This is a genomic window from Bradyrhizobium sp. (assembly GCF_019244115.1).
In the GTDB taxonomy this organism is placed as follows: Bacteria; Pseudomonadota; Alphaproteobacteria; order Rhizobiales; family Xanthobacteraceae; genus Bradyrhizobium.
In genome coordinates, this window is record NZ_JAFATE010000623.1 from 1 (window position 1) to 20982 (window position 20982).

Here is a 20982-nt window from a genome sequence, read left to right on the forward strand (position 1 = left end):
GCGACTGATTTGCCCGACGACCGGGAAATCAGGCGATCTCGCCGCGGCCGCGCGCGCCTCGCCACCGCTTCGACCGGCAACATCGCGTGCGCGAAAAATCCAAATTCGCAAATCAATTCAACGCTGATTCGGCTGTCCAGTCCTCGCGCGAAAAAAATTTTGCTTCTGTTTTTCGGCAATTTATGCTTTTCCTCTCCCGTCCCGCCTCCGCATGAGGGGCGCTTCGCGGTCGTCACGGACGTTGGAGGCGGGATGCGATGGCTGCGGCGGTGTCGCGCGACGAGCGATGCTGTTCCGCTTCCGCCAGAAAACCCGGCCGGCCGGTACCAGGCTGGTCGCGCGCTTTTGGCGGAAGCTTCCGCAGACGGTGAAATCGTGTGGTCCTGGCCTCCCGACGCTGAGGTCAAGTTCGCAATGCGAGCTCTCGCGAGCAGCGTGCGAGCGACGGGGGCAAGAAAGCCCGGTCCCCGGGGAGAGCGCGTATAAGCCGTAAAACCATTGCGCAGGGAAGGCCGGATGTTTCCGCCTCCACCTGCGGTTCCTTCCCCGTGCTTTCTTATGCACGGGGGCCGCGGGTGCGGCGGGCACCCGGCCTTCCCTCGGCCTTCCCTGCGCCCTCTGTCAACAGGAGGGACATGCCTTCGCAAAACTCGGGCGCGAACCGCGCGCCGAGAAGGCGGCGCCATGTCGTGCCGTTTGAAATCATGAACAATCCCTGGGATAGATCGAACGGCTTGTCCGCCTCTCGCACGATGCATGTCCAGAAAAGATAAGAGCTATCTCCCTCGCCTTCGGCTCCGGCGACGCACACGCTGGGCGCGGCGAAGGCTGACAGCAGCGCCGCGGCCGGTTCGGATCGTTGTTGTCGTGGCGATCCTGCTCGCGGCATTCGCCCTGGCGAACGTCGTCTATCACGTGGTCAAGAAGCCGACGGAGCTGTTCGTCTTGATAGGCCACGCGCTCGACAAGGAGCCGGCCGACACGTGGCGGAGCTACGGCGCGCTGTTCCGCGCCTCTGCGACCAGCACCATCACACCGGAACTGCTGGCCGCGCTGGCGCAGGTCGAGAGCAGCGGCAATCCTCTGGCGCGGACCTACTGGCGCTGGCAGCTCAGCCTCGATCCGCTCGCGATCTATCAGCCCGCCTCGAGCGCCGTCGGCCTGTTTCAAATGACCGATGGCGCCTACGCAGAGGCCGCGCGGTTCTGTATCCGTGGTGGGGCCGTCGTCGATGACGACTGCGGCTTAAGTCGCCTCTCCATCCGCGTGATCCCGCGCCACGCCATCGAGCTCGCGTCCGTGTATCTGGACCGCAATGTCGGAGCCGTCCTCGCGCGCGCGGGCGACGGCACGGCAAATCCGCAGCAGAAGCAGGATCTCGCCGCCATCATCCATCTCTGCGGCGCGGGTCCGGCCGCAGCCTTCGTCCGCCGCGGCTTTCAGCCTGCCGCCGGGGAGCGGTGCGGCGATCACCTCGTCGGGGCTTATCTCGCAAGGGTCAATGCGATGAAGCGCGAGTTCCTGCGCCTTGCGGCCGATGACCGGAATTAGTCTCGTGCTGTGGTCACTTACAATATCGTCCGCGGGGAATATCCCGATGCGAACTGATGCCCGTTGTTCTGACGTTCGTCTACGATATACGAACGTCAGAACCGGGACGTTAGCGGGCAGCGCTGGGGTCCACGATGGTGTACCCGGCAATCGAGACGGCGTGCTCGCGCGTGACATGACCGCCGGAGTTGCCGTCATGCGCGTACCAGACGTTGCCGTCGAGATGCTGCTGCAGGATCATGACATGGCCGGAGCGGACCGCCGCCATGCCCGGCGCGGGAGCGGCGCGGGGAAATCGCCGCCAGTTGGACGCGAGGTTCAATTGCGGAATGATGCGGCCAAACCGATACAGCGATGCCTCGCATCCGCAAAAAGCGTGCGGACATCCCGCAGGGCGACCGTTGAGGACCCTGTCGTTGTCGGCGAGCGAGACCATCGCGTTCGAGACGTAGACGATGCGGTGAAGATGGTGACGGGGATGAGCCAAGGCTTGAACGGGAGAAGTGACAACAACGACGCAACGAGAACAGCTTTCAACATTGAGGACTCCTGGTCTGGACATCCCCTGCCGCCGCGAAGGAACCCAGCAAAAATGTCCGTATGTTGGCCTGACCGCGGCCGACTCACGCCCGGCGGTTAACCCATGTAGTTGCGGGGCAGCAAAAATCGAGACTGCACGAAGCGGGTTTGCCGAACAAGGGTCGCGCCGTCATTCGCTTCCGCGCCCGCCTCTGCGCGACGACAGCGTGGGGCTAGGGCACGATATGATGAATGACCGGCCGAATGCCGCTCTCGTCCAGCTCCACAATCGCCAGAGTGATCGGCAACTTGAAACGCCGCGGCCCGGCGCTGCCGGGATTGAGATACAGCACGCCCCGCGCGGTCTCGATCCGCGGCTGATGCGAGTGGCCGGAAATCACCACGTCAACGCCGCTGGCTGCGGGATCGAGATCGAGTTCATGAACGTCGTGCAGGATGTAGAGCGAACGTCCGCCGAGCCTTGCCATCGCGGTCTGCGGATAAGTTTCCGCCCACGCGCCGGTGTCGACATTCCCTCTGATCGCAATCACAGGCGCAATCCGGCTGAGCCTGGCGATGACATCGGGCTGGCCGATATCGCCCGCGTGGATGATCTGCGCTACGCCGGCCAGGCGCCGCTCGGCTTCCGGACGCAGCAGCCCGTGGGTATCTGAAATCACGCCAATCTTCACCCGCATCACCGTCCTGAAGACGCGACCGCGTCATTTGCGCGCAGCTTTTGCCGAAATCTTTGCGGCGTTGTCGGCGCCTGCGACCGCCGTGCGTCTTCATGGCATAGACCGGGGCGCCAGACCAGGAACCGAGCCGCGCCCCCAAGCAGCAGAGAGAGACGACATGTCAAAAAATGCACAAGCCGAGCCCGCAGCCGCAACCAACACCGTTCGCTTGCACCGCGTGCTGGCCGCCAAGCCGGAGCGGGTCTATCGCGCCTTCCTCGATGCCGACGCGCTGGCGAAATGGCTGCCGCCCAATGGTTTCACGGCCAAGGTCCACCACATGGAGGCCAAGGTGGGCGGGACATTCAGAATGTCGTTCACGAATTTCACGAATGGCAAGAGCCATCATTTCGGAGGTGAGTATCTCGAGCTAGTGCCGCATGAGCTCATCCGCTACACGGATCGTTTCGATGATCCGAACCTGCCCGGCCTCATCCATGTGACGGTCACGCTGAGGAAGGTGTCCGTCGGGACCGAGATCGATATCGTACAGGAGGGGCTGCCGACCGTGATCCCGTTGGAGGCCTGCTATCTCGGCTGGCAGCAGTCGCTGAGCAACCTGGCCGCCCTCACCGAGCCCGAGATCAACGACTAGGGCCGCGGCAGATGCAGGAATGTGTAGGGTGGGCAAAGCGAAGCGTGCCCACCATCCCCGATGCGAACGGTGGGCACGGCGCAAACGCGCCTTTGCCCACCGTACGCAGCGTGCGTTGACATCATGCAGACGGAGCGAAATTGATATCGATCTTCGCCCCTTTCTCCTGGTTCGAGCCACTATGATGACACCCGAACGCGATCTGACCCGCCTCCTCGCGGACATCAAGCCGGTGCTCGATCCCGAAATCTTCGTATTCTCGACGGTCCCGTCGGGTGCCGCCCTCCCCGCTTCTCTCAATCCGGTGCAGATCTTCCGCGAACGGGAAGGCACCACGCTGATCCTGCCGCTCGCAGAAGCCGAGGCGGCCGCGCTAATCCATCAATTCCCCTGCCGCATGATCACGCTCGAGGTCCATTCGGCGCTCGATGCCATCGGCTTTCTTGCGGCTGTGGCCACTCTGCTGGCAAAGGCCGGCATCAGCGTCAATGCGGTCTCCGCCTACTATCACGATCATCTGTTCGTGCCGTGCGACAAAGCTGAGCAGGCCATGCGCCTTCTTGCATTCTCCCCGCAATAATCAGAATTTTTGAAGGGGCCGAAGCCGCATCTGCGCCGCGCCCGGCATCTCTCTTGCACACTCGTGAGGGAGGGCGCAACGAACCTGCCATCGGTCCGCGCTTCGCCCGGACCGATGATCTTGCCCACCCCGCCGTTCTGCGGCTTATGCCGCCTTGGCGACCTTTTGCGGCGTTTCCGCTTCCATCGCGCGCATATAGAGATCGAGCAGGCTTTCGCGCTCGTCGCGCTCGTCCTTGTCCTGTTTCCGGAGTTTTATGATCTCCTTGAGGATCTTTACATCGAATCCCTCGGACTTGGCCTCGGAAAACACTTCTTTCTTCTGCTCGTTCAGTTCCTGCAGTTCAATGTCCAGGTTCTCGATGCGCTCAACGAAGGAACGGATCCGCCCGCCGGGAATGGTGATGTCAGACATGGTGCCTCTTTGTTGAATGAGATCCTGAAAATGACGGCAAAGAGATAACCAATGTGTTAACCCAGGACGGGTTCAGGACGAGCTCAAGGCAACGTCAGCTTAGGACGATGCAGGAGTCTTCGGGCGCAGCATGAAGGTGATTTCCATCCAGTCGCAGGTGGCCTTCGGACATGTCGGCAACAGCGCCGCCGTCTTTCCGATGCAGATGCACGGCATCGACGTGGTCGCAGTGCCCACCACGCTGCTGAGCAACCGGCCGGGCTATCCGACGCTGCGCGGCCGTGTGCTCGACGCGGAGCTGGTCGCCGATCTGCTGCGCGGGATCGAGGAGCGCGGCGCGGTAGACGATGCCAGCGCGATCCTGTCAGGCTATCTCGGCTCGGCTCGGATCGCGACGGTAGTGGCAGACTTCGTCGCGCGCGTAAAACTCCGCCGTCCCGCGCTGCTCTATCTGCTCGATCCGGTGCTCGGCGATCGCGACCGCGGCCTGTTCGTGCAGGCGGACATCCCACCCCTCGTGCGGGATCGGCTGTGCCGGCTTGCCGACGTCATTACCCCCAATCATCTCGAATTCGAATGGCTCGCCGGGGCAAGGGCCGCGACCACGGATGAGGTGATCACGCGGGCGCGGGCGTTGCTTGCGCGCGGGCCATCGACCGTCATCGTCACCTCCGCCGAACTCACCGATACGCCTGAGGGCGAGATCGACACGCTTGCCGTCGAACGGTCGCGCGCCTTTCGCGTGCGGACACCGAGACTGCCGATCAGCCCGAGCGGGACCGGCGATCTCTTCGCCGCGCTCTACACGGCGGCCCGCGTTCTGAACAAGGACACGCCGGATGCGCTGGCGCATGCTGCGTCCGCCGTCTTCGCCGTGCTGGAGCGCACCGCGGCGCGGGGCACGGTGGAAATGCGCATCGTCGAGAGCGCCAACTTCCTCATCCATCCGCCGCGCCGCTTCGAACCCATTCCGTTCGAGAGCCTCCGTTCCGATTGAATCGAAACGGAGGCTCTCGTTTCAGCGTTTTCTTCACGCGAACCGGCGCCCACTTCGCTCGAAACGCTCTAATTCGTGACCCCGGTCTTGTTCACTTTGCTGACGGCGACGGTCCATGGCGTCATCGCCAGGGACGCTTCGAATATGATCAAAGGCAGATAGAACATCAGCATGGCGACGTCCTCCGTTGTAAGAACAACGTCCGGTTTGAAGGCGCCGTTCCCGGAATAAATCGGCCGCTACATGGAACGATTTCGTCTCCAGTCGACCGGCGAGGCCGGAGCAGCCAAGGCCTGCGCAGGACCGATCGGCTCGCACGCGGTCGTGCCGCCAAGCCTGCAGTCACTCACGAGATATCGTAGACCGACACCTTGTCGGAAATGCCGCCCAGCGCGACGCGGCGGGGCATCGGCGTCAGCCCGCTCGCCTCGAGCAGCGCGCGGGCCTGCGCGTTATCCACGATCTGTTCGGTCACCACGATCGAGCGGGAGGCTGCAAGGCCCTGAACGCGCGAGGCGATGTTCACGGTCTGGCCAAAATAGTCCTGCTGGGCATTGAGTGTGACCGCAAGGCACGGCCCCTCGTGAATCCCCATTTTCAGGCCGAGGCTCTGATGCTGACGCTCAGCACCGAGATTGCTCATCGCCTCGCGCATGCGGATTGCGGCTGCGATGGCGCGGTCCGGCGTCTCGAACGTCGCCATCACGGCATCGCCGATGGTCTTCACGATGGCGCCCCGCTCGGAGGCGATGATCTCCTGCAAGAGCCGGAAATGCTCATTGACGAGATCGAAGGCGACGAGGTCGCCGACACGGTCATAGAGCCCGGTGGAGTCCTTGAGATCACTGAAGAGGAAGGTGAGGCTCAGGATCTTCAGGCGCTGGCCGATCGCCAGCGTGTCAGTCCGGTAGATGTCGCGAAAAGTCTGGTTGGTCAGCAGACGCTTTGCAGTGAGGACCGGCTTGCGCCGCTTCAGGAGGTCGTCCAGCGCCTGGTTCGCCATCCACACGGTCGGCAAGACACGGCTTTCGGTGCGGTTATCCAGGGCCAGGCGCAGCGGCCCCGGACGCAAGGCAAGCGCTTCGACCGGCACCTGCACCTTGCCGAAGATCATGGACTGGTTTTGGCGCTCGCTCGTCTCCTCGCCGGTGACCTCGAGGAACTGGGCCGTATGCGTCACGGGGTCGAACACGATCAGCGTGCCCTTGGGCAGATGCAGCGCGAGGATCGCCCGCTCTCCCCCCGGCAGGTCGACGGTTTCGAGCGTGACCTCCTCGAGCCGTTTCTCGAGATCTGATGGAAGATCGATGGCCGAACTCCAAAACACCTGGCGATAATATTCGGCCGCGGACAATTCGTCGGGACTATGGGCCGCAATCTTGCGCACCCGAGGGCTCACCGTGAAGGTCACCTCGACCAGATCGTCGAGCCGCGTCTCATAGCCTGCCGCGCAAAACGCGCAATTATATTGCGACCGATCCAGCGTCTTCAGGCTCTTGTTGGCGGAGAGGACGCCAGCGCAGCTCGGACACATGACATTCCATGTCATCTCGAACAGGCCGAGCCCCACCGCGTTGAGGAGCGCCGCAATCAGTTGGTCCTCGCCGACGCCCTCGCTCGCTGCAAGATCCGGGGCGTTGATCCGGTTCAAGGCATGGTCCGGGGCGTCGCGCACCATCCGCGCGAGCATGTCCACAACGGCCGCATCGGCCGACTGACGCAGAGCTAGGAACATGGTGTCGGCTTCACTCATGCGATGATGCTACACTAAACCAGGCGAAGCGGAAACCCGACAGCCCGTCCGCTTTTCGACGCGATCTCACGGGCTCGCGATCGATCGAAGGCTTGCCGAAAGCGTCCTTGCGCGAGCAAGCTTCGCGATGGAGGATGGCCGGGATCTGGGCAGGAGGCTATTGGTATGGGCGCAAGCTCGGCGCGCGCGTTTGTTCTTGGTGGGGTCATCGCCGCGATGACGGCGGGATTGGCGGCAGGCCAGACCTCGCCGCGGCCGCCGGTCGGCGGCATCGGTTCGCCGGCCGATGCGATGATCTTCTATGTCGCGCACGGCGCGGCCGATGCGTGTGGAAAAGGCTGTTCGGACTGGATCGCGGCGGAAGGCACCGTGCAGTGGGACACCAACCGGCGGTTGATCGCGATCCTCGACCGGCAGGCCGGCCGCAAGCTTCCCGTGGTCATTCACGCCTGGGGCCCATCCAATCTCAATACGGCGACCAGGCTCGGCCGCATCCTGCGCGACCGCGGCATCGACGCGACCGCGGGTGCGACCGACGTCGAGGCCTGTCATGGAAAAATGGAGGCGGAATGTTTTGCGCTCAAACGTCCGGGCGGGCCACTCGACGCCGGCATCACGGCATCGCCCACCGACTGCGATATCGCCTGCGTGCTGATGCTCGCCGGTGCCGTCCATCGCAGCCTGCCGCCGGCGACGCACGTGATCCTGACCGGCACGGCGATCCACAACCGCCTGGCGCCCAACGTGTCCGAGGAAGGGCGCGAAGCCGCAACGGCGATGTTCGATCAGCAGTTCAAAGTCTATCTTCGGGAGATGGGGGTCGAAACCGAACTGCTTGACATCATCGATCGCAATTCGGCAATCCGCAAGGCGACCGAGTTGCCGCCATCCGAATGGACCAGGCTTGGCATCGTCACGAGCGCCCCGCCATGACAACGCAGATGCTTTAAACGCTGCGCGAGGCGCGCTGCGCGCCGGCATCGATATCGGCTAGATCATGCTGCCCGGCATGAAGCAGCGGATTTCGATGCGCAGCGGCGTATTGACCGTGCGATAATAGATCGGCCACACCATGGTTCGGCCGGCGCGGTTCGGTTCGGTGATCACGGCGTTGTCCGGGACGTCCCACCACTCGCCCTCGATGCGCACGCGATAGTGGCCCTCGCGGGTTTCCCAATCGACGTCGCTGAGTGCCGTTCCATCCGCGTCGGAGCAACACGGGCCCTTGCCCGAATGCAGGCTCTCGAACCAGTTGTGAAGCGGAGAGCCGGCAAAGCGGCCGTCGAGGTCGCGCGCCGCCGCCGCGTGAGGTGACAGGACACGCACCGCGACAGCGAGCACGACGACAAACGCCATGAGGATCAACCAGTCCCGCCAACCAACGTCCGATTCATCAGGCGCAGTCATTGCGTTCGAGCCCCATCATCCAGAGTTGAGAAAGTGACGCACGGCGCCGCGGGCGGCCGCGAGCCGGATCGCGGTCCGATGCGTACATTGTCAAACGTCGAATTTCGTGCATGCAGAGTGAGGTCAGACTACGCGATTCTTCCCGGAGAACAGCGCCGTGGTTTCACGGTCAGTGGAAACTGCGGACGGCGCGCAAGCGGTCTCGGCACCGCCTCGTGGCGGTTCCGTCATCGGCCCGATCTGCACTGCGCGGTGAACAAGCCGGCGGTTCCCCCACTTCACGCTGGGGCCGATTGCCGTCGTTGTCTATAATCCGGACCGGCTGGGCGCTTTGACTGTTGTTTTGCCAATAGGGACACCCAATGACACCAGCAAACTCGAACGCCATCGCGGCGATTTTTCCGGCAGCCGACTCCCCTTTCGCCGTGCCAGTCGCGGGATTTTGCCTGGCGGCGGTGATCGTTGGTCTTCTGGCCTATCGCCGTTACAAGGCAAGGGAAAGCAGCTACGCGCACATCGAAACGTCGGCTGAAATTGCGTTCATCGGACAGCAAGACAACTTCTGGGTCGTCGAGCTCAAAGCCATTCTGAACAACAAGGGTAAGGTTCAGCGCCGAATTCACGGATTCCGTTTCGACCTCAACGCCATTCATGCCGACGATGCGATCGATGTGAGCAAGAAATGGGGCGGACAGGTCAACTTCGCCAACGAAATCGCCAAGGGATCCTTCGTCCCGCGGGGCTATGCTTATTGTGTGGTCGGCCCCTCGGTTACGGCGACCTACTCCTACGTGGCGCGCGTCCCGCAATGGGCCACCTTTCTCATCCTTCACTGCTGGTTCGACTACAATCCGGGCTTCAGCCACTGGATCGAGAAGGCGGTTCAGGTACCGACAGCGGCGGCACGACCGGACAAGCGGCACGAGGACGCGCCATTTGCCGCGTCAAGCCTTCAGCCGGAACGTTTGCCAGGCGCGGGCGCGTCCGCCGACCGGCCGTTTGCCGCGCCCCACCGCGTCGAATCCCGCGAACTGCGAACCGCGTAGTTGGCCTGCGCCGAGACGGGCTGGCACTTGATCGAGTTACCGTCGCGTTTCGGCCTGTTCTGCACGATTCCTGGCCCCGTGAGATGCCGTCGGCCCGCGGGGGGTGAACCGACGACGGGGGGCCTCCCGGTGCCCGGGTAGGGAAAACACGGAGCAAGTCTCGGTGGCTTGATGAACGGAGTGGATGGGCGCAGTGTAGTCGAAGGATTCTGCATCGGCACGTTCCACGCGTTGCGGTTGGGCCTGCGAATGAAGAGCATGAGTGCCATATCGATGAGTCGATTGATCGTGATCATCGCCGGTGTCGTCACCGCGGCTGGGGTGGCCGTCGCCGTTGCGAACCGCCACCTCCTGCAGCCAGTCGAAACCGCAGCCCCGGCCGTTGCACTGGCAGCTGCAGAGCAAGCCTCCGGCGCGCGCGGTTCAGCTCCAGCCGCACTCGCGGCGGTCCGACAGAACATCGATGAGCTAGCGGCCGGGCTTGCAGGATCGCCGCCTCCGAGCCGCGACGGCGTGCCGGAGTTTGACATCGTCCGCATCGAGCCGTCCGGCGAAGCCGTCGTCGCCGGCCGGGCCGCGCCGGGCTCGACAGTGGAACTGCTGCGCAACGGCGAACCGCATGATCGCGCGGTCGCCGGTCAATCCGGTGAGTTCGCCATGATCCCGCGTCCGCTACCGCACGGGACCTACGATCTCACATTGCGTGCGAAGCAGCCGGACGGCAAAGAGGTCACGTCCAGGCAGAGCGTTGCAGTGGCTCTCGAGGAGGCTGCCGACGAGAAGCCGATGGTCGCGCTCTTGACTCCGGACCGTCCCACGGTCGTATTGTCACAGCCCACAGCACCCGCGGCAAGCGCCGTGGCTGTCGACGCGGTCGACGTTGAGCCGAACGGCAAGACGCGTGTGAGCGGCCGCGCGCGTCCGGGGGCGACGGTGAGGCTTTATCTCAACGACAGCTTCGTCGCGCCGGTGACTGCCGATCCCGATGGACGGTTCGCCGTCACGATCAATGGAGGCGTGGCGCCGGGCAACTACCGGGCCAGGCTCGACGAGGTCGATTCGAGTTCCGGAAAGGTTCGCGCGCGCGCCGAGGCGCCATTCAGCGTTCCCGACGTCGCGATCACCGCGTCCGTGCCGGCGCAGATCTCAGCCGCAACGCCGCCGGACGCGGCTGCGGCGCGCGAGCCGCATTCGGCCGTCGCTGTCGCCACAACAGTCCCGGACGGAACTTCGCCGTCGGTCGTGGAGGTGCCGAAGATTGCGACCATCACCGTCTCGCGCGGCGACAGCCTGTGGCGCATCAGCCAGCGGGCGCTTGGCGCAGGGACGCGTTATGCAACAGTCTTCAAGGCGAACAGGGAGCAGATCCGCAATCCCAACCTGATCTACCCCGGCCAGGTCTTTGTCCTTCCGGCCGGCGAGGCGCGGCCGTAACCGCTGCCAATACATCACGACATCACGTCATGCTGCCCGGCATGAAGCAGCGGATCTCGATCCGGAGCGGCCCGCCTTGCGGGCTGTAATAGACCGGCCACACCATGGTCCGGCCGGCCCGGTTCGGCTCCTTGATCACCGCTTCGTCGGGAACATCCCACCACTCGCCGTCGATGTAGACGCGATAGTGACCGCCCTTCGATTCCCAATCGACATCCGACAACGCCCTCCCATCGGCGTCGGAGCAGCAAGGGCCCCTGCCTGAGCGCAGGCCCTCGAACCAGCCGTGGAGCGGAGAATTGGCAAAGCGGCCGTCGAGATCACGGCCCAATGCCGGATCAAGACCCAAAACGCGAGCACCGAGAAAGACTGCAACAAACGTCACTGGGATCACGCTGTTTCGGCAACGCGCATTTGCTTCGCCGGGCGTCGTCATCTGTCTAAAACCTCCATGTCAGCAAGCAGGCGAGAGCGAACGGCACCCCCCATGCCGACGGCATCCGCGCAGCATGCCGCGCCATCCGTCTCATGAACGAGCCGCCAACACTCGTCACACAGCTCACAGCAAAATCAGTGCCAGGCAGAATGGAACGCGCGCCGGACCGGTGAAAGATCGTAAAGTCACGGCCTGTTGAAAAAGCGGATTGGAATGGACGCGGTTCGACTCAACGCGCAAGCGCAGCTCGGACGGGCGCGGCCGAGTCACTGATCGAGCTCGACAACGAGCCGATGCGGTTCGAGATGCAGCCTCTCACTCTAGCGCGGACGCGAGCTCAGCGGCGGCGCGACGGGCTTGCGCAAATCGGAGGCGGCTGGCGGGGTTGGTGGCGGCGCAGCAGCCATCGCCGACCGCACGTCGGGCCGCGAATTCGGCTGACGGATCCTGGCGACATCGCGTGCGATCTGGTCCTGCCCGTTCGAGAGGCGACCCATGCGCTCCTTGAGTTCGGCGAGGTCCTGTCCCATCGCGGCCACGTCACGCGCCAGCGATCGCAGAAGCTGCGCCGCATCCCCGGATAGCGCGGCGCCTTCGACGCCGGCCTGATTGCCCTGGACCGAACCCGTCGCCTCCGCCGACGGCAGGGCCATCGCAGACCCCTGGTCCCGCCCGGGCAGGATCATCGATGTCACCCGCGGGACCATGTCCGAAATCGCAAGCTTCGCCGGTTCGCTGTAGGCGTGCCAGAGGTTGATGCCGATTGCTCCGATCGTCGTGAACATCGCCGTCATCACCAACAGCCTGAACAGGCTCGCCAGGCGCTGGCCGAATGTGGGGTTCAAAGTCGCTTCCATGGCGCTCACCGTCGAACACCGCCCGCCGGAACTCGGCGGCCTTTCCGTTCTACCCCCGCATCAACACTCCAGCCGGGCTTGTCAGAAACAAGGCGGTCGGAGGGAGAAGATCAGACCCTTGGATGGCGCGCCCCGTTGTTTGAAACCTCGAGTAGGGGTTGGCGTGCGCGATCGCACTCGCCGGAATTGCTCCACTGCGCGCACGCAAGCTGCCGGCATGTCGCTCGGGCGCTGCTACCTGCCCTTCTGCAGCTTCGTGACGGTGAAGCCGCTGTCACCGCTCTCGGCCTCGAACTTGACGGTATCGCCGACCTTGACCTGTTTGAGCATGGCGCGGTCGCTGACCTCATAGACCATGGTCACGTCTTCCTTGAAGCCGAGGCTTGGTACAGGACCGTGCTTCAACGTGATGCTCCCGCTGCTCTCATCGATTTTTTTGACCTCGCCGATGAGTGTTGCCTGCTGGGCAGCCGCAACGGTTGCCAGCAGCCCCATCAACAGCGCCCCACCAGCCATGCACTTGAAAACGTTCAAAATGGACTCCTCTTCGTCTCGTCGATCAACGTCCGATGCCTAACAAGCGAAGAGCGCTGCCGAACATGCAGATCATGACCACAGTTCGGCGGCGCTCATGCGGACGCTTCGCATTCGGTAGCAGTAGCGGCGAAACTATGGCCGTGCCGTAGAATCGGATGCGTGGTTAACTGCTGCCTTGTTCATAGGTGCACATGCCCAAGTTCATGCGCGCATATGCCCAAGCCAAGGGCATTCCTGATAAGTGCGCCGGATCGGATGATTGATTTCGCCAATCGTCGCGTACCAAGAGCCGGTACCGAAAGACCATGGGACTGAACGCGAATGGGGCGTTCACGTTGCCGAGGAGACATTGTTGGGCGGACGGGAACGTGATTAAACTTGGAGCTGCACGAATGCTCTTGGCAAGCCATGCTCGCATCCTATCGCCTGATTGAAACCAGCGATGTGAACGAGATCGAAGCCGCCTGGATCGAGAATTCCCGTGGCCGGAACGTCGACATGTCCGAGGCCCGCCCGGACAGTGAGTTCGTGGCCAGCCTGGCTCGGTTCGACGACGGCGCGTTGACGCATTGCAGATACGACGCGCCGATTGCCGTCAGCTTCGAGGCTGCCGACTACACGCGGCTGATCTATCAGATGCGCCAAGGCAGTGCGGTCTTGCTCGAAGGAGAAACATCCGAAATCGCCTCGTCCAGAGCCGGTTGCCTGATCCCCGCCGGGCGGCGTTGGCGTGGGCGCCATGCCGCCGGGCTCGAAGACCTGGCCGTGCGCATTCCCGTCAAGACGCTGCAGCGCAAGCTTTCGGCCTATCTCGGATCGGATCGTCAGGCGCTCGATCTCCTGCAGCCTTCGGCGGCCGATCCGCGGGGTGCGGAAGAGCTTCGGAGCACCATCTTCGAGGTCGCCGCTGGCATGGAAAATGTCGGGGATCAATTCTTGCCGAATTTGGCCGTCACCTCGCTTGACGAGATCAGCCTCGGGCTCTTCACCTGCTTCAGCCGGGAAATGATCGCCGCAGAGCAGAAGCCAGCGGCTCCCTCGACCGTCCAGCTCGGGCGCGTCGAACAATATCTGGTCGCGTACTACACCGAACCGCTCACCCTGGAAACGCTCGCGGAGATTTCCGGTGTCAGCGCCCGCAGCGTCATCTGGTATTTCCGCGTCCGGTATGGCTGCACGCCGCGGCAATATCTGGAGCGTGTCCGCCTTCAGATGGCGCACCTGCAGCTGCGCATTTTCTCCGGAAATTCGGTCGAGTGCGTTGCCCTGCAATGCGGCTTTCCGAGCGTTGCCGCGTTCAGGTGCAGCTATGTGCAGCAATTCGGCGTGCCGCCGATCCCGCGCTATTGCATCAATTGATCCCGCGATGTTGCGATGTGCGGTCCCCGTCAGCTTGCGCCGTCTACGAACGCAACCGGCGTGCCCTTCTTCACTTCGCTCGCCAATCGCTCCGCATCCCAGTTGGTGAGGCGCACGCAGCCGTGGGACTGCGCCTTGCTAACCTTGCCGGGATCGGGCGTACCGTGGATGCCATATCCTTCACCTGGGAGCTGGATCCAGACTGTGCCAACGGGATTGTTGGGTCCCGGGCGGATCGTGAACGGCGAATTCGCGTGCACGCCCTTGAAGTGATATTTCGGGTTGTAGCGATAGTTAGGGTTGCGATCGATGCTGGTGACCTTGAGTGTGCCCGTCGGCGACGGCTTGTCCTCGCTCCCGACGGTCGCCGGGAAAAAATCGGTCAGGTGATTCGATGCATCGAACACCTTGACGGTCTGACGGATCTTGTCGACCTCGACCCGGTCCGCCTGCGCTGCGCCAGCTCCTTCGTCCGCAACATCGGCCACCACCAGTCGCGTGCCGGCGCGGTCGAATGGCTGATGCGGGTTGAGCGCGGCCAGAAGCTGCTCGCTCATGTGGAAGCGCTCGGCGAGCTGTTCGCGCGGGTTGGCGTAGTCGAGCCCGTGCAGGTCCTTCATGTCTTCCATCCTGGTCGGAAGCTTCGGCAGAAAGGGGCCGGCAACATCCTTTTCCGTGACGTCGTAGGTGGTGAGCACGGGGCGGTCATCGCTGCGAAGTTTTTGCCAGATCTCGCGCGTGACCCGGTCGGCCGTCGAAAGCCGCTCGGCCTCCGCATAGGCGCGCAGCGCTTTTTTCGCGTTCTCACCAAACTTGCCGTCGATCTCGCCCGGCGAGAAATGGGCGCGCGCGAGCAGCACCTGGAGGCGCACCCCGAGCGGCGAAACCTCGTCGGCCGGCGGCGGCTTGCCGTTGAACTCAGCCGTGTTGATGCGCTCCGCGCTCAGATCGGCGGCGGCAGCCGGCGCGCCGGCCATCAGGCCCCACCATGCAACAAGCAGCAGGTGCAGGATTGCGCCCTGCCCCCCACATCGTACCGCAACCGCCTTGAAAGGGGTCATGCTTCATCGCCCGCCTTGCGCCCTCCGCGGAAATCAACGCGCGGCCGCTGGTTTCTTTCCATGACAGCACCTGCGGATATCGCAAAAAGGAGGCTAGGCCAGAAGCGTCTCCGCCAGCCGCGCGCCACCGTCCTCGGCCGGCAGCAGGAAGCCGTCGAAGAAGGCAGCAAGCTCGGCGTGCGCATCCAGTGGCAGCACATGCGCGACATATTGGTCAGGCCGCACGATCACCATGCAGCCCCTGTCCCGGTCGATGCCACGCAAGTCAAAAATGTCGTGGCCGGTTGTGAGATCGGGACAGAACAGTTTTTCGTAGTCGCGGAGCCCATAGCGCCCCTTCCGCGGCAGCAGAAGCGCCGGCATGGCTTCGATCGCGAGCTCGCGATGGCCCTGCTGGAACACCGCACGGAGATCGATCACCGAGTCGATGTCCGCGCCCGACGGCGTGTACTTTCTGAGCGGAGACGCCGCGCTCTGGCCAAGGAACTCGCAGAGCGCAGGGATCGCGGCATTGGGCGCCCCGGGATCTCGGCGGCCGGCAAAGGCAAAAATCCGGAAGCGGCCATCCGCCTTGACGACATGGCCGAGATGGACCGGCTTGGCGTCGGCAAGGCGAATCACCGGCGCCGAATGAAAGCGCCTGCCAATGACGAATCCCCGCGCCAGATGCTGGTGCTTTGGTTCGCCGCTGATGACCGAGGGGGGATAGTGCGTGGCGGTGCCCGCGGTGTAGCGCCCATGCCTGACGAAATAATCCTGGGTCTTGGCGGGGTCGGCGCCCTTGGCACCTTCCTTGGCTTGCGAGGCGAGGATCGTGGCCCATTCGCGATCGAAGTCGATCAGCTCCTTGGCCACTGCCTGCCGTTCCGCCGAGTAGCTGTGCAGCAGTTCCGGCGCACATCGTTGCCTCAGCACGGCCGCGAGCTTCCAGCCGAGATTGAAGGTGTCCTGCATGGAGACGTTCATGCCCTGCCCTGCCTTCGGGCTGTGGGTGTGGCAGGCATCGCCGGCGATGAACACGCGCGGCAGCCGCGTGGCGGTCGCGCTCTCCGGCACGTCGTCGAACTTGTCGGTGAGCCGCTGGCCGATCTCGTAGACCGACCACCAGGGGATTTCTTTCACCTCGAGCGTGTAGGGTCTTAGGATCCGCCGCGCCTGCGCGATCAGCTCATCGGCGGTGATGTTGCGGCTTGCGACCCGCTCGCCGATGTCGAGCCTGGCGAGCTCGACATAGAGCCGGACGAGATAGCCGCCCTCCCGCGGGATCACGATGATGCTGCCGTCGCTGGCGGACTGGATCAGCGACTTAAAGCGGATATCGGGAAAATCGGTAACGGCCAGCACGTCCATGACGCCCCAGGCATGATTGGCGGAATCGCCATGGAGCTCGCGGCCGATCGCTCTTCGCACGGTGCTGCGTGCGCCGTCGCAGCCGACCACGTAGCGTGCCCTCACGGTCTCGATCTCGCCCGCATGTGCATCGTCGAGCCGCTCCAGCCTGACCGTCACCGCATGCTCCGCAATGCCCCCGCCGAGGTCGGTCCCGACATCAAGCAGGCGCCGTCCGTAGTAAGGCTCGAGCTTTGTCGGCGACCTCCGCATCACGTCGAGAAAAAAATCGTGCACACGCGCCTGGTTCAGGACGACGTGCGGAAACTCCGACAGCCCGTCCTCGACGTCCTGCACCCGGCCGCTGCGGACGATATGCTCGCGCTGCCGGTCGTCCGGCTTCCAAAACGCCGTCTCGTTGATCCAGCAGGCCTCCTTCGCGACGCGTTCGGCAAAACCGTAGGCGTGGAACATTTCCATGGTGCGGCAGGCGATGCCATCGGCCTGGCCGAGCAGCAGCCGGCCGCCCTTCTGCTCGACGATGCAGGTCTTGATGTCGGGAAACCGGGAGAGCTGGGCCGCAAGGTTCAGTCCCGCCGGTCCGCAGCCGACGATCAGGACATCGACCTCCGAGGGAACAGGGCCGGATGCGCCGGAGCCGCGTAGCCGCTCCGCGGGATCGGAGATTTCGGGGTCGCCGGGCTCAAAGCCGTTCAGATGAAATTGCATGAGACCACTCCTCCCCGTCTGGACCGTACCGATCGGCGGTGTCTTTGATATTGCTCAGTATGCTGATGATCAGTATACTAGTCAAGCCGCTACGGAGTGTTTCGTGAAAGACAACAACGACATGCCTGGGCACCTGGTGCGCCGGTTCCAGCAGATCGCAGTCGCGGTGTTCCTGTCCGAGATCGAGGGCGCCGGCTTCGACCTCACGCCCGTGCAATACGCGGCGCTGGCGGCGATCAGCGCCAATCCAGGGGTCGATCAGATAACACTTGCCGGTCTGATCGCCTATGATCGAACCACCATCACCGGTGTCGTGGATCGGCTGGTGCAGAAGGGTCTTGTGGTTCGCCGGGCGAGGCCGCGGGACCGGCGCGCCCGCGCGCTGCACATCACCGAGGCCGGCGAGACGACGTTGCGCGCGATCACGCCGGCCGTCGAGCAGGCCCAGCGGATCATGCTGCGCGGCCTGACCGACAGGGAAGCCGCGGAGTTCATGCGGCTGCTCCGCAAAGCCATTGCGGCGGCCAATGAGCTCAGTCGCGCACCATTGCGGGAACTGCAACAGGTGATCGAAACTGACGGCGACGCAGTCGCGCCGAGAGACGACAGCGATGCAAACAGGTCATGACATGCGCACTCTCGGCCGAAGCGGCGTCCAGGTGCTGCCACTGGGGATCGGAACGAACAAGTGGCGCCGCGCCGACCGCTCGGCGGTCAAGGAAACGTACCGGACGGTCACTGGCGCGGGTCCCTGCATGATCGACACCGCCGAAATCTATTTCTCGGAACGCGTCGTCGGCGACTGCCTGCGTACCGATCCCCGCCCAGCGATAACGGCGACAAAATTCTTCCCCCTTCCCGGCCGCACCTCGCCGCGCCGCGTGATCAGCGGTCTCGACGGCTCGCTTGCGCGCCTCGGCGTCAAGACGGTCGATCTCTATTACATCCATTTCCCGCTGCCACTCCTCGATATTACCGTCTTCGCCGACGGGCTCGTCGAGGCGGTGAAATCCGGCAAAGCGCGCGCGGTCGGGGTGGCGAATTTCGGCGCGGACCAGATGCGCCGCATGGCGGATCGTCTGGCGAGGTCGGGCATTCCGCTGGCGGCCAACCAGGTCCATTACAGCCTGCTCAAACGCAAGGTCGAAACCAACGGCGTGCTCACCGCCTGCCGTGAGCTCGATGTCGCACTGGTCGCGTATTTCCCGCTTGCATCCGGCCGCCTCACCCGGGCCTCGGATCAGGCGCGCACGAATGCCCTGATGACGCTGCTGGCCGAAATCGCCACCGCGCACGGCGCCAGCATCAGCCAGGTCGCGCTCAACTGGCTGCTGGCCCGCGATCCCCACGTGATTCCGATTCCCGGCGCGACCAAATCGCAACACGCCCAAGCCAATCTCGGCGCGCTCAACTGGCGCTTGACCTCGGAAGAATTCGAGGCGATCGACCGCGCCTCGGTCCGCGGCTCCTAGGCCCGATTTACGCACGGACACGCAACGCCAGGCTCAGCGGCTTTTGAGCAACCCACGCGTGATGATCGCAACGCTGTGATCGCATTGGTGTACGGCACATGCGCGCAGGCATACCGAGCGTCCCGTCCATGGCCTCGTCTGCCATTCTTTCCGAATATTAATGAGACAAGGGCAAGGCAACGATTTCAAATGTTCCCTGTTGGGGTATTTGGACGTGATCCGCCCGGAGTAAACTGGGTGATGATTGGTCGGCTTCAACTGGGTACCTCTGGCACGTCTTATGGATCAACCGCTCAAACCGCCGACCGAAGTCCGCACCGTAAAGCCCGCAACGGCCAAGCCGCGGTCGCGCAAAGGTTTCGTCCTGACCACGATCATCGTGCTGCTGATGATCGCTGGCGTCGTCTGGTGGACCCGCCAGCAGACGGCTCAGCAACAATCCGGTCCTGCGGGCGGCGGGCGCGGCGGCGGTGGGCCGATGTCGATCGTCCCCGAAACCGTCGGCAAAGGCGACATCGGCGTCAATCTCAATGCACTGGGCACGGTGACATCTCTTGCCACCGTCACCGTCCGCACGCAGATCAGCGGCTATCTGATCAAGGTGGTGTTCAAGGAAGGCGACGAGGTCAAGAAAGGCGACCTGCTCGCCGAGATCGATTCCCGGCCGTACGAGGCAGCACTCGCGCAGCAGCGCGGACAACTCGCGCGCGACGAAGCGCTGCTCAAGGGCGCGCAGGTTGACCTCACACGCTACCAAGGTCTTGCCGCGCAAAATGCGGTGCCGCGCCAGCAATTGGACACCCAGACCGCACTGGTCGCGCAGGACCAGGGCACGGTCGAGGCCGACCGCGCGCTGGTCAAAGCGGCCGAAGTCAACCTCGCCTACACCAAGATCGTCTCGCCGCTTGACGGCCGCGTCGGCCTGCGCCTCGTCGACCAGGGCAATTACGTGACGCCGGGTGATGCCAATGGCCTCGTGGTGATCACGCAGATCGCGCCGATCAGCGTGCTGTTCACCGTGCCGGAGGACAATCTGCCGGCGATCTCAAAACGTTTGCAGGCCGGCGCAACGCTGGCCGTGAGCGCGCTCGACCGCAGCGGCGCCACAAAACTTGCCGACGGCAGCCTGCAGACTTTTGACAGCCAGATCGATCCGACCACGGGGACGATCAAGCTGCGCGCGACCTTTCCGAACGAGAACAAGGCACTGTTTCCCAACCAATTCGTCAACGTGCGTCTGCTGCTCGATACCCACAAGGACGCGGTAACGATGTCGACCGCCGCCATTCAGCGCGGCGTGCCCGGCACCTTCGTCTATCTCCTTGGCGGCGACAGCACCGTATCCGTCCGCCCCGTGAAGCTCGGTGTGGTCGACGGCAATCGCGTCGAAGTGCTGTCGGGCCTCGGGGTCGGCGACCGCGTCGTGATGGACGGCGCCGACAAGCTCGGCGAGGGCGCCAAGGTCATCGTGCGCAACGAGGGCGAAGCAGGCAATCCGGCCGACGCCGCCAAGGCCACCGACACGGCCACCGACACGGGTCCAGGCAAGGCGGGTGGCGGCGTCCCAGGCGGACCGGGCAGCGGCAAGAAGCGACGGTCCGAAGGCGGACAGCAGCAATGAACCCGTCACAGCCGTTTATCCTGCGGCCCGTGGCGACGACGCTTCTGATGATCGCCATCATGCTTTCGGGCATGCTGGCATTCCGTTTCCTTCCCGTCGCCGCCCTCCCCGAGGTCGACTACCCGACCATCCAGGTGCAGACCTTCTATCCCGGCGCCAGCCCGGACGTGATGACCTCGTCGGTGACGGCGCCGCTCGAGGTGCAGTTCGGCCAGATGCCGAACCTCAACCAGATGAGTTCTGTGAGTTCGGCCGGCGCCTCCGTCATCACGCTGCAATTCGCCCTGTCCATCTCGCTCGACATCGCCGAACAGGAGGTGCAGGCAGCGATCAACGCCGCAGGCAACCTCTTGCCCTCGGACCTGCCGGCGCCGCCGATCTACGCAAAAGTCAATCCGGCCGACGCGCCGATCCTCACGCTGGGCCTGACCTCGAAAACCATGCCGCTGACGCAGGTCGAGGATGTCGTCGACGCCCGCCTTGCGCAAAAAATCTCCCAGCTGCCCGGTGTCGGCCTCGTCAGCCTCAGCGGCGGACAGCGTCCGGCG

General features: G+C 63.9%; 22 protein-coding genes. 12 read left to right on the forward strand and 10 right to left on the reverse strand.

The features are described 5' to 3' along the window. Positions 1 to 756 precede the first annotated feature (756 nt). Positions 757 to 1551 carry a transglycosylase SLT domain-containing protein gene (locus JOZ76_RS27340; protein WP_291703957.1) on the forward strand — a complete coding sequence of 265 codons (795 nt, stop codon included), beginning with the start codon at positions 757 to 759 and terminating at the stop codon, positions 1549 to 1551. Positions 1552 to 1660: 109 nt separating this feature from the next. On the opposite strand, the gene JOZ76_RS27345 is transcribed toward JOZ76_RS27340, so the two are convergent. Then, positions 1661 to 2038 (reverse strand): hypothetical protein, encoded by a 378-nt coding sequence (locus JOZ76_RS27345; RefSeq protein ID WP_291703959.1) that lies wholly within the window; start codon positions 2036 to 2038, stop codon positions 1661 to 1663. 265 nt (positions 2039 to 2303) lie between these two features. Next, complete coding sequence (locus tag JOZ76_RS27350) at positions 2304 to 2768, reverse strand: metallophosphoesterase family protein (protein ID WP_291703961.1); 465 nt, start codon at positions 2766 to 2768, stop codon at positions 2304 to 2306. Positions 2769 to 2925: 157 nt separating this feature from the next. Between JOZ76_RS27350 and JOZ76_RS27355 the strand changes: the two genes are divergently transcribed. Further along, positions 2926 to 3402: an SRPBCC family protein gene (locus tag JOZ76_RS27355; RefSeq protein ID WP_291703963.1), complete on the forward strand. Its 477-nt coding sequence runs from the start codon at positions 2926 to 2928 to the stop codon at positions 3400 to 3402. Between the two features lie 28 nt (positions 3403 to 3430). Beyond that, a complete protein-coding gene (locus JOZ76_RS27360) occupies positions 3431 to 3982 on the forward strand; it encodes an ACT domain-containing protein (protein WP_366113109.1) in 552 nt (183 codons plus the stop codon). A 144-nt stretch (positions 3983 to 4126) separates the two neighbouring features. Here the strand turns inward: JOZ76_RS27360 and JOZ76_RS27365 are convergent, their stop codons facing one another. Further along, positions 4127 to 4396, reverse strand: a complete 270-nt coding sequence (locus JOZ76_RS27365) for a DUF2312 domain-containing protein (RefSeq protein ID WP_291703964.1) — start codon at positions 4394 to 4396, stop codon at positions 4127 to 4129. A 130-nt stretch (positions 4397 to 4526) separates the two neighbouring features. Here JOZ76_RS27365 and pdxY point away from each other — a divergent pair, with 130 nt between their 5' ends. Further along, positions 4527 to 5393, forward strand: a complete 867-nt coding sequence (gene pdxY, locus JOZ76_RS27370) for a pyridoxal kinase PdxY (protein ID WP_291703965.1) — start codon at positions 4527 to 4529, stop codon at positions 5391 to 5393. 346 nt (positions 5394 to 5739) lie between these two features. Here the strand turns inward: pdxY and JOZ76_RS27375 are convergent, their stop codons facing one another. Beyond that, positions 5740 to 7146 carry an adenylate/guanylate cyclase domain-containing protein gene (locus tag JOZ76_RS27375; protein WP_291703967.1) on the reverse strand — a complete coding sequence of 469 codons (1407 nt, stop codon included), beginning with the start codon at positions 7144 to 7146 and terminating at the stop codon, positions 5740 to 5742. A gap of 165 nt (positions 7147 to 7311) precedes the next feature. On the opposite strand from JOZ76_RS27375, the gene JOZ76_RS27380 reads away from it, so the two are divergent. After that, positions 7312 to 8079, forward strand: a complete 768-nt coding sequence (locus tag JOZ76_RS27380) for a hypothetical protein (RefSeq protein ID WP_291703969.1) — start codon at positions 7312 to 7314, stop codon at positions 8077 to 8079. Positions 8080 to 8136: 57 nt separating this feature from the next. Here the strand turns inward: JOZ76_RS27380 and JOZ76_RS27385 are convergent, their stop codons facing one another. Beyond that, positions 8137 to 8502: a hypothetical protein gene (locus tag JOZ76_RS27385; protein ID WP_291703971.1), complete on the reverse strand. Its 366-nt coding sequence runs from the start codon at positions 8500 to 8502 to the stop codon at positions 8137 to 8139. Between the two features lie 413 nt (positions 8503 to 8915). Between JOZ76_RS27385 and JOZ76_RS27390 the strand changes: the two genes are divergently transcribed. Then, positions 8916 to 9599, forward strand: coding sequence for a hypothetical protein (locus JOZ76_RS27390; RefSeq protein WP_291703973.1), 684 nt, complete (start codon positions 8916 to 8918; stop codon positions 9597 to 9599). Between the two features lie 273 nt (positions 9600 to 9872). After that, positions 9873 to 11033, forward strand: coding sequence for a LysM peptidoglycan-binding domain-containing protein (locus tag JOZ76_RS27395; RefSeq protein ID WP_291703975.1), 1161 nt, complete (start codon positions 9873 to 9875; stop codon positions 11031 to 11033). A 22-nt stretch (positions 11034 to 11055) separates the two neighbouring features. Here the strand turns inward: JOZ76_RS27395 and JOZ76_RS27400 are convergent, their stop codons facing one another. The 3 genes from JOZ76_RS27400 to JOZ76_RS27410 all read right to left on the reverse strand — a co-directional run bounded on the left by JOZ76_RS27400 (position 11056) and on the right by JOZ76_RS27410 (position 12842). Next, a complete protein-coding gene (locus tag JOZ76_RS27400; RefSeq protein WP_291703977.1) occupies positions 11056 to 11418 on the reverse strand; it encodes a hypothetical protein in 363 nt (120 codons plus the stop codon). Positions 11419 to 11789: 371 nt separating this feature from the next. Next, complete coding sequence (locus JOZ76_RS27405) at positions 11790 to 12326, reverse strand: hypothetical protein (protein WP_291703979.1); 537 nt, start codon at positions 12324 to 12326, stop codon at positions 11790 to 11792. Between the two features lie 234 nt (positions 12327 to 12560). Beyond that, the gene (locus JOZ76_RS27410) at positions 12561 to 12842 is read right to left on the reverse strand and encodes a copper-binding protein (RefSeq protein ID WP_291703995.1); all 282 of its coding nucleotides are present in this window, start codon (positions 12840 to 12842) and stop codon (positions 12561 to 12563) included. 429 nt (positions 12843 to 13271) lie between these two features. Here JOZ76_RS27410 and JOZ76_RS27415 point away from each other — a divergent pair, with 429 nt between their 5' ends. Next, the gene (locus JOZ76_RS27415; RefSeq protein ID WP_291703981.1) at positions 13272 to 14222 is read left to right on the forward strand and encodes a helix-turn-helix domain-containing protein; all 951 of its coding nucleotides are present in this window, start codon (positions 13272 to 13274) and stop codon (positions 14220 to 14222) included. Positions 14223 to 14251: 29 nt separating this feature from the next. Here JOZ76_RS27415 and JOZ76_RS27420 read toward each other — a convergent pair whose 3' ends face one another. Together JOZ76_RS27420 and JOZ76_RS27425 are read right to left on the reverse strand one after the other, a co-directional pair. Next, complete coding sequence (locus tag JOZ76_RS27420; protein WP_291703996.1) at positions 14252 to 15199, reverse strand: L,D-transpeptidase family protein; 948 nt, start codon at positions 15197 to 15199, stop codon at positions 14252 to 14254. Positions 15200 to 15376: 177 nt separating this feature from the next. After that, positions 15377 to 17341, reverse strand: coding sequence for an FAD-binding monooxygenase (locus JOZ76_RS27425; RefSeq protein WP_291703982.1), 1965 nt, complete (start codon positions 17339 to 17341; stop codon positions 15377 to 15379). A 103-nt stretch (positions 17342 to 17444) separates the two neighbouring features. Between JOZ76_RS27425 and JOZ76_RS27430 the strand changes: the two genes are divergently transcribed. From JOZ76_RS27430 to JOZ76_RS27445, 4 genes are all read left to right on the forward strand, one after another. After that, positions 17445 to 17969 carry a MarR family winged helix-turn-helix transcriptional regulator gene (locus tag JOZ76_RS27430; RefSeq protein WP_291703984.1) on the forward strand — a complete coding sequence of 175 codons (525 nt, stop codon included), beginning with the start codon at positions 17445 to 17447 and terminating at the stop codon, positions 17967 to 17969. Between the two features lies 1 nt (position 17970). Continuing rightward, entirely contained in the window at positions 17971 to 18813 is an 843-nt protein-coding gene (locus tag JOZ76_RS27435) for an aldo/keto reductase (protein WP_291703987.1), read from the forward strand. Positions 18814 to 19093: 280 nt separating this feature from the next. Continuing rightward, positions 19094 to 20434, forward strand: coding sequence for an MdtA/MuxA family multidrug efflux RND transporter periplasmic adaptor subunit (locus tag JOZ76_RS27440; RefSeq protein WP_291703989.1), 1341 nt, complete (start codon positions 19094 to 19096; stop codon positions 20432 to 20434). Next, positions 20431 to 20982 (forward strand): efflux RND transporter permease subunit (locus tag JOZ76_RS27445; protein WP_291703991.1); only part of this gene is annotated, 552 nt, incomplete at its 3' end. The genes JOZ76_RS27440 and JOZ76_RS27445, both read left to right, overlap by 4 nt.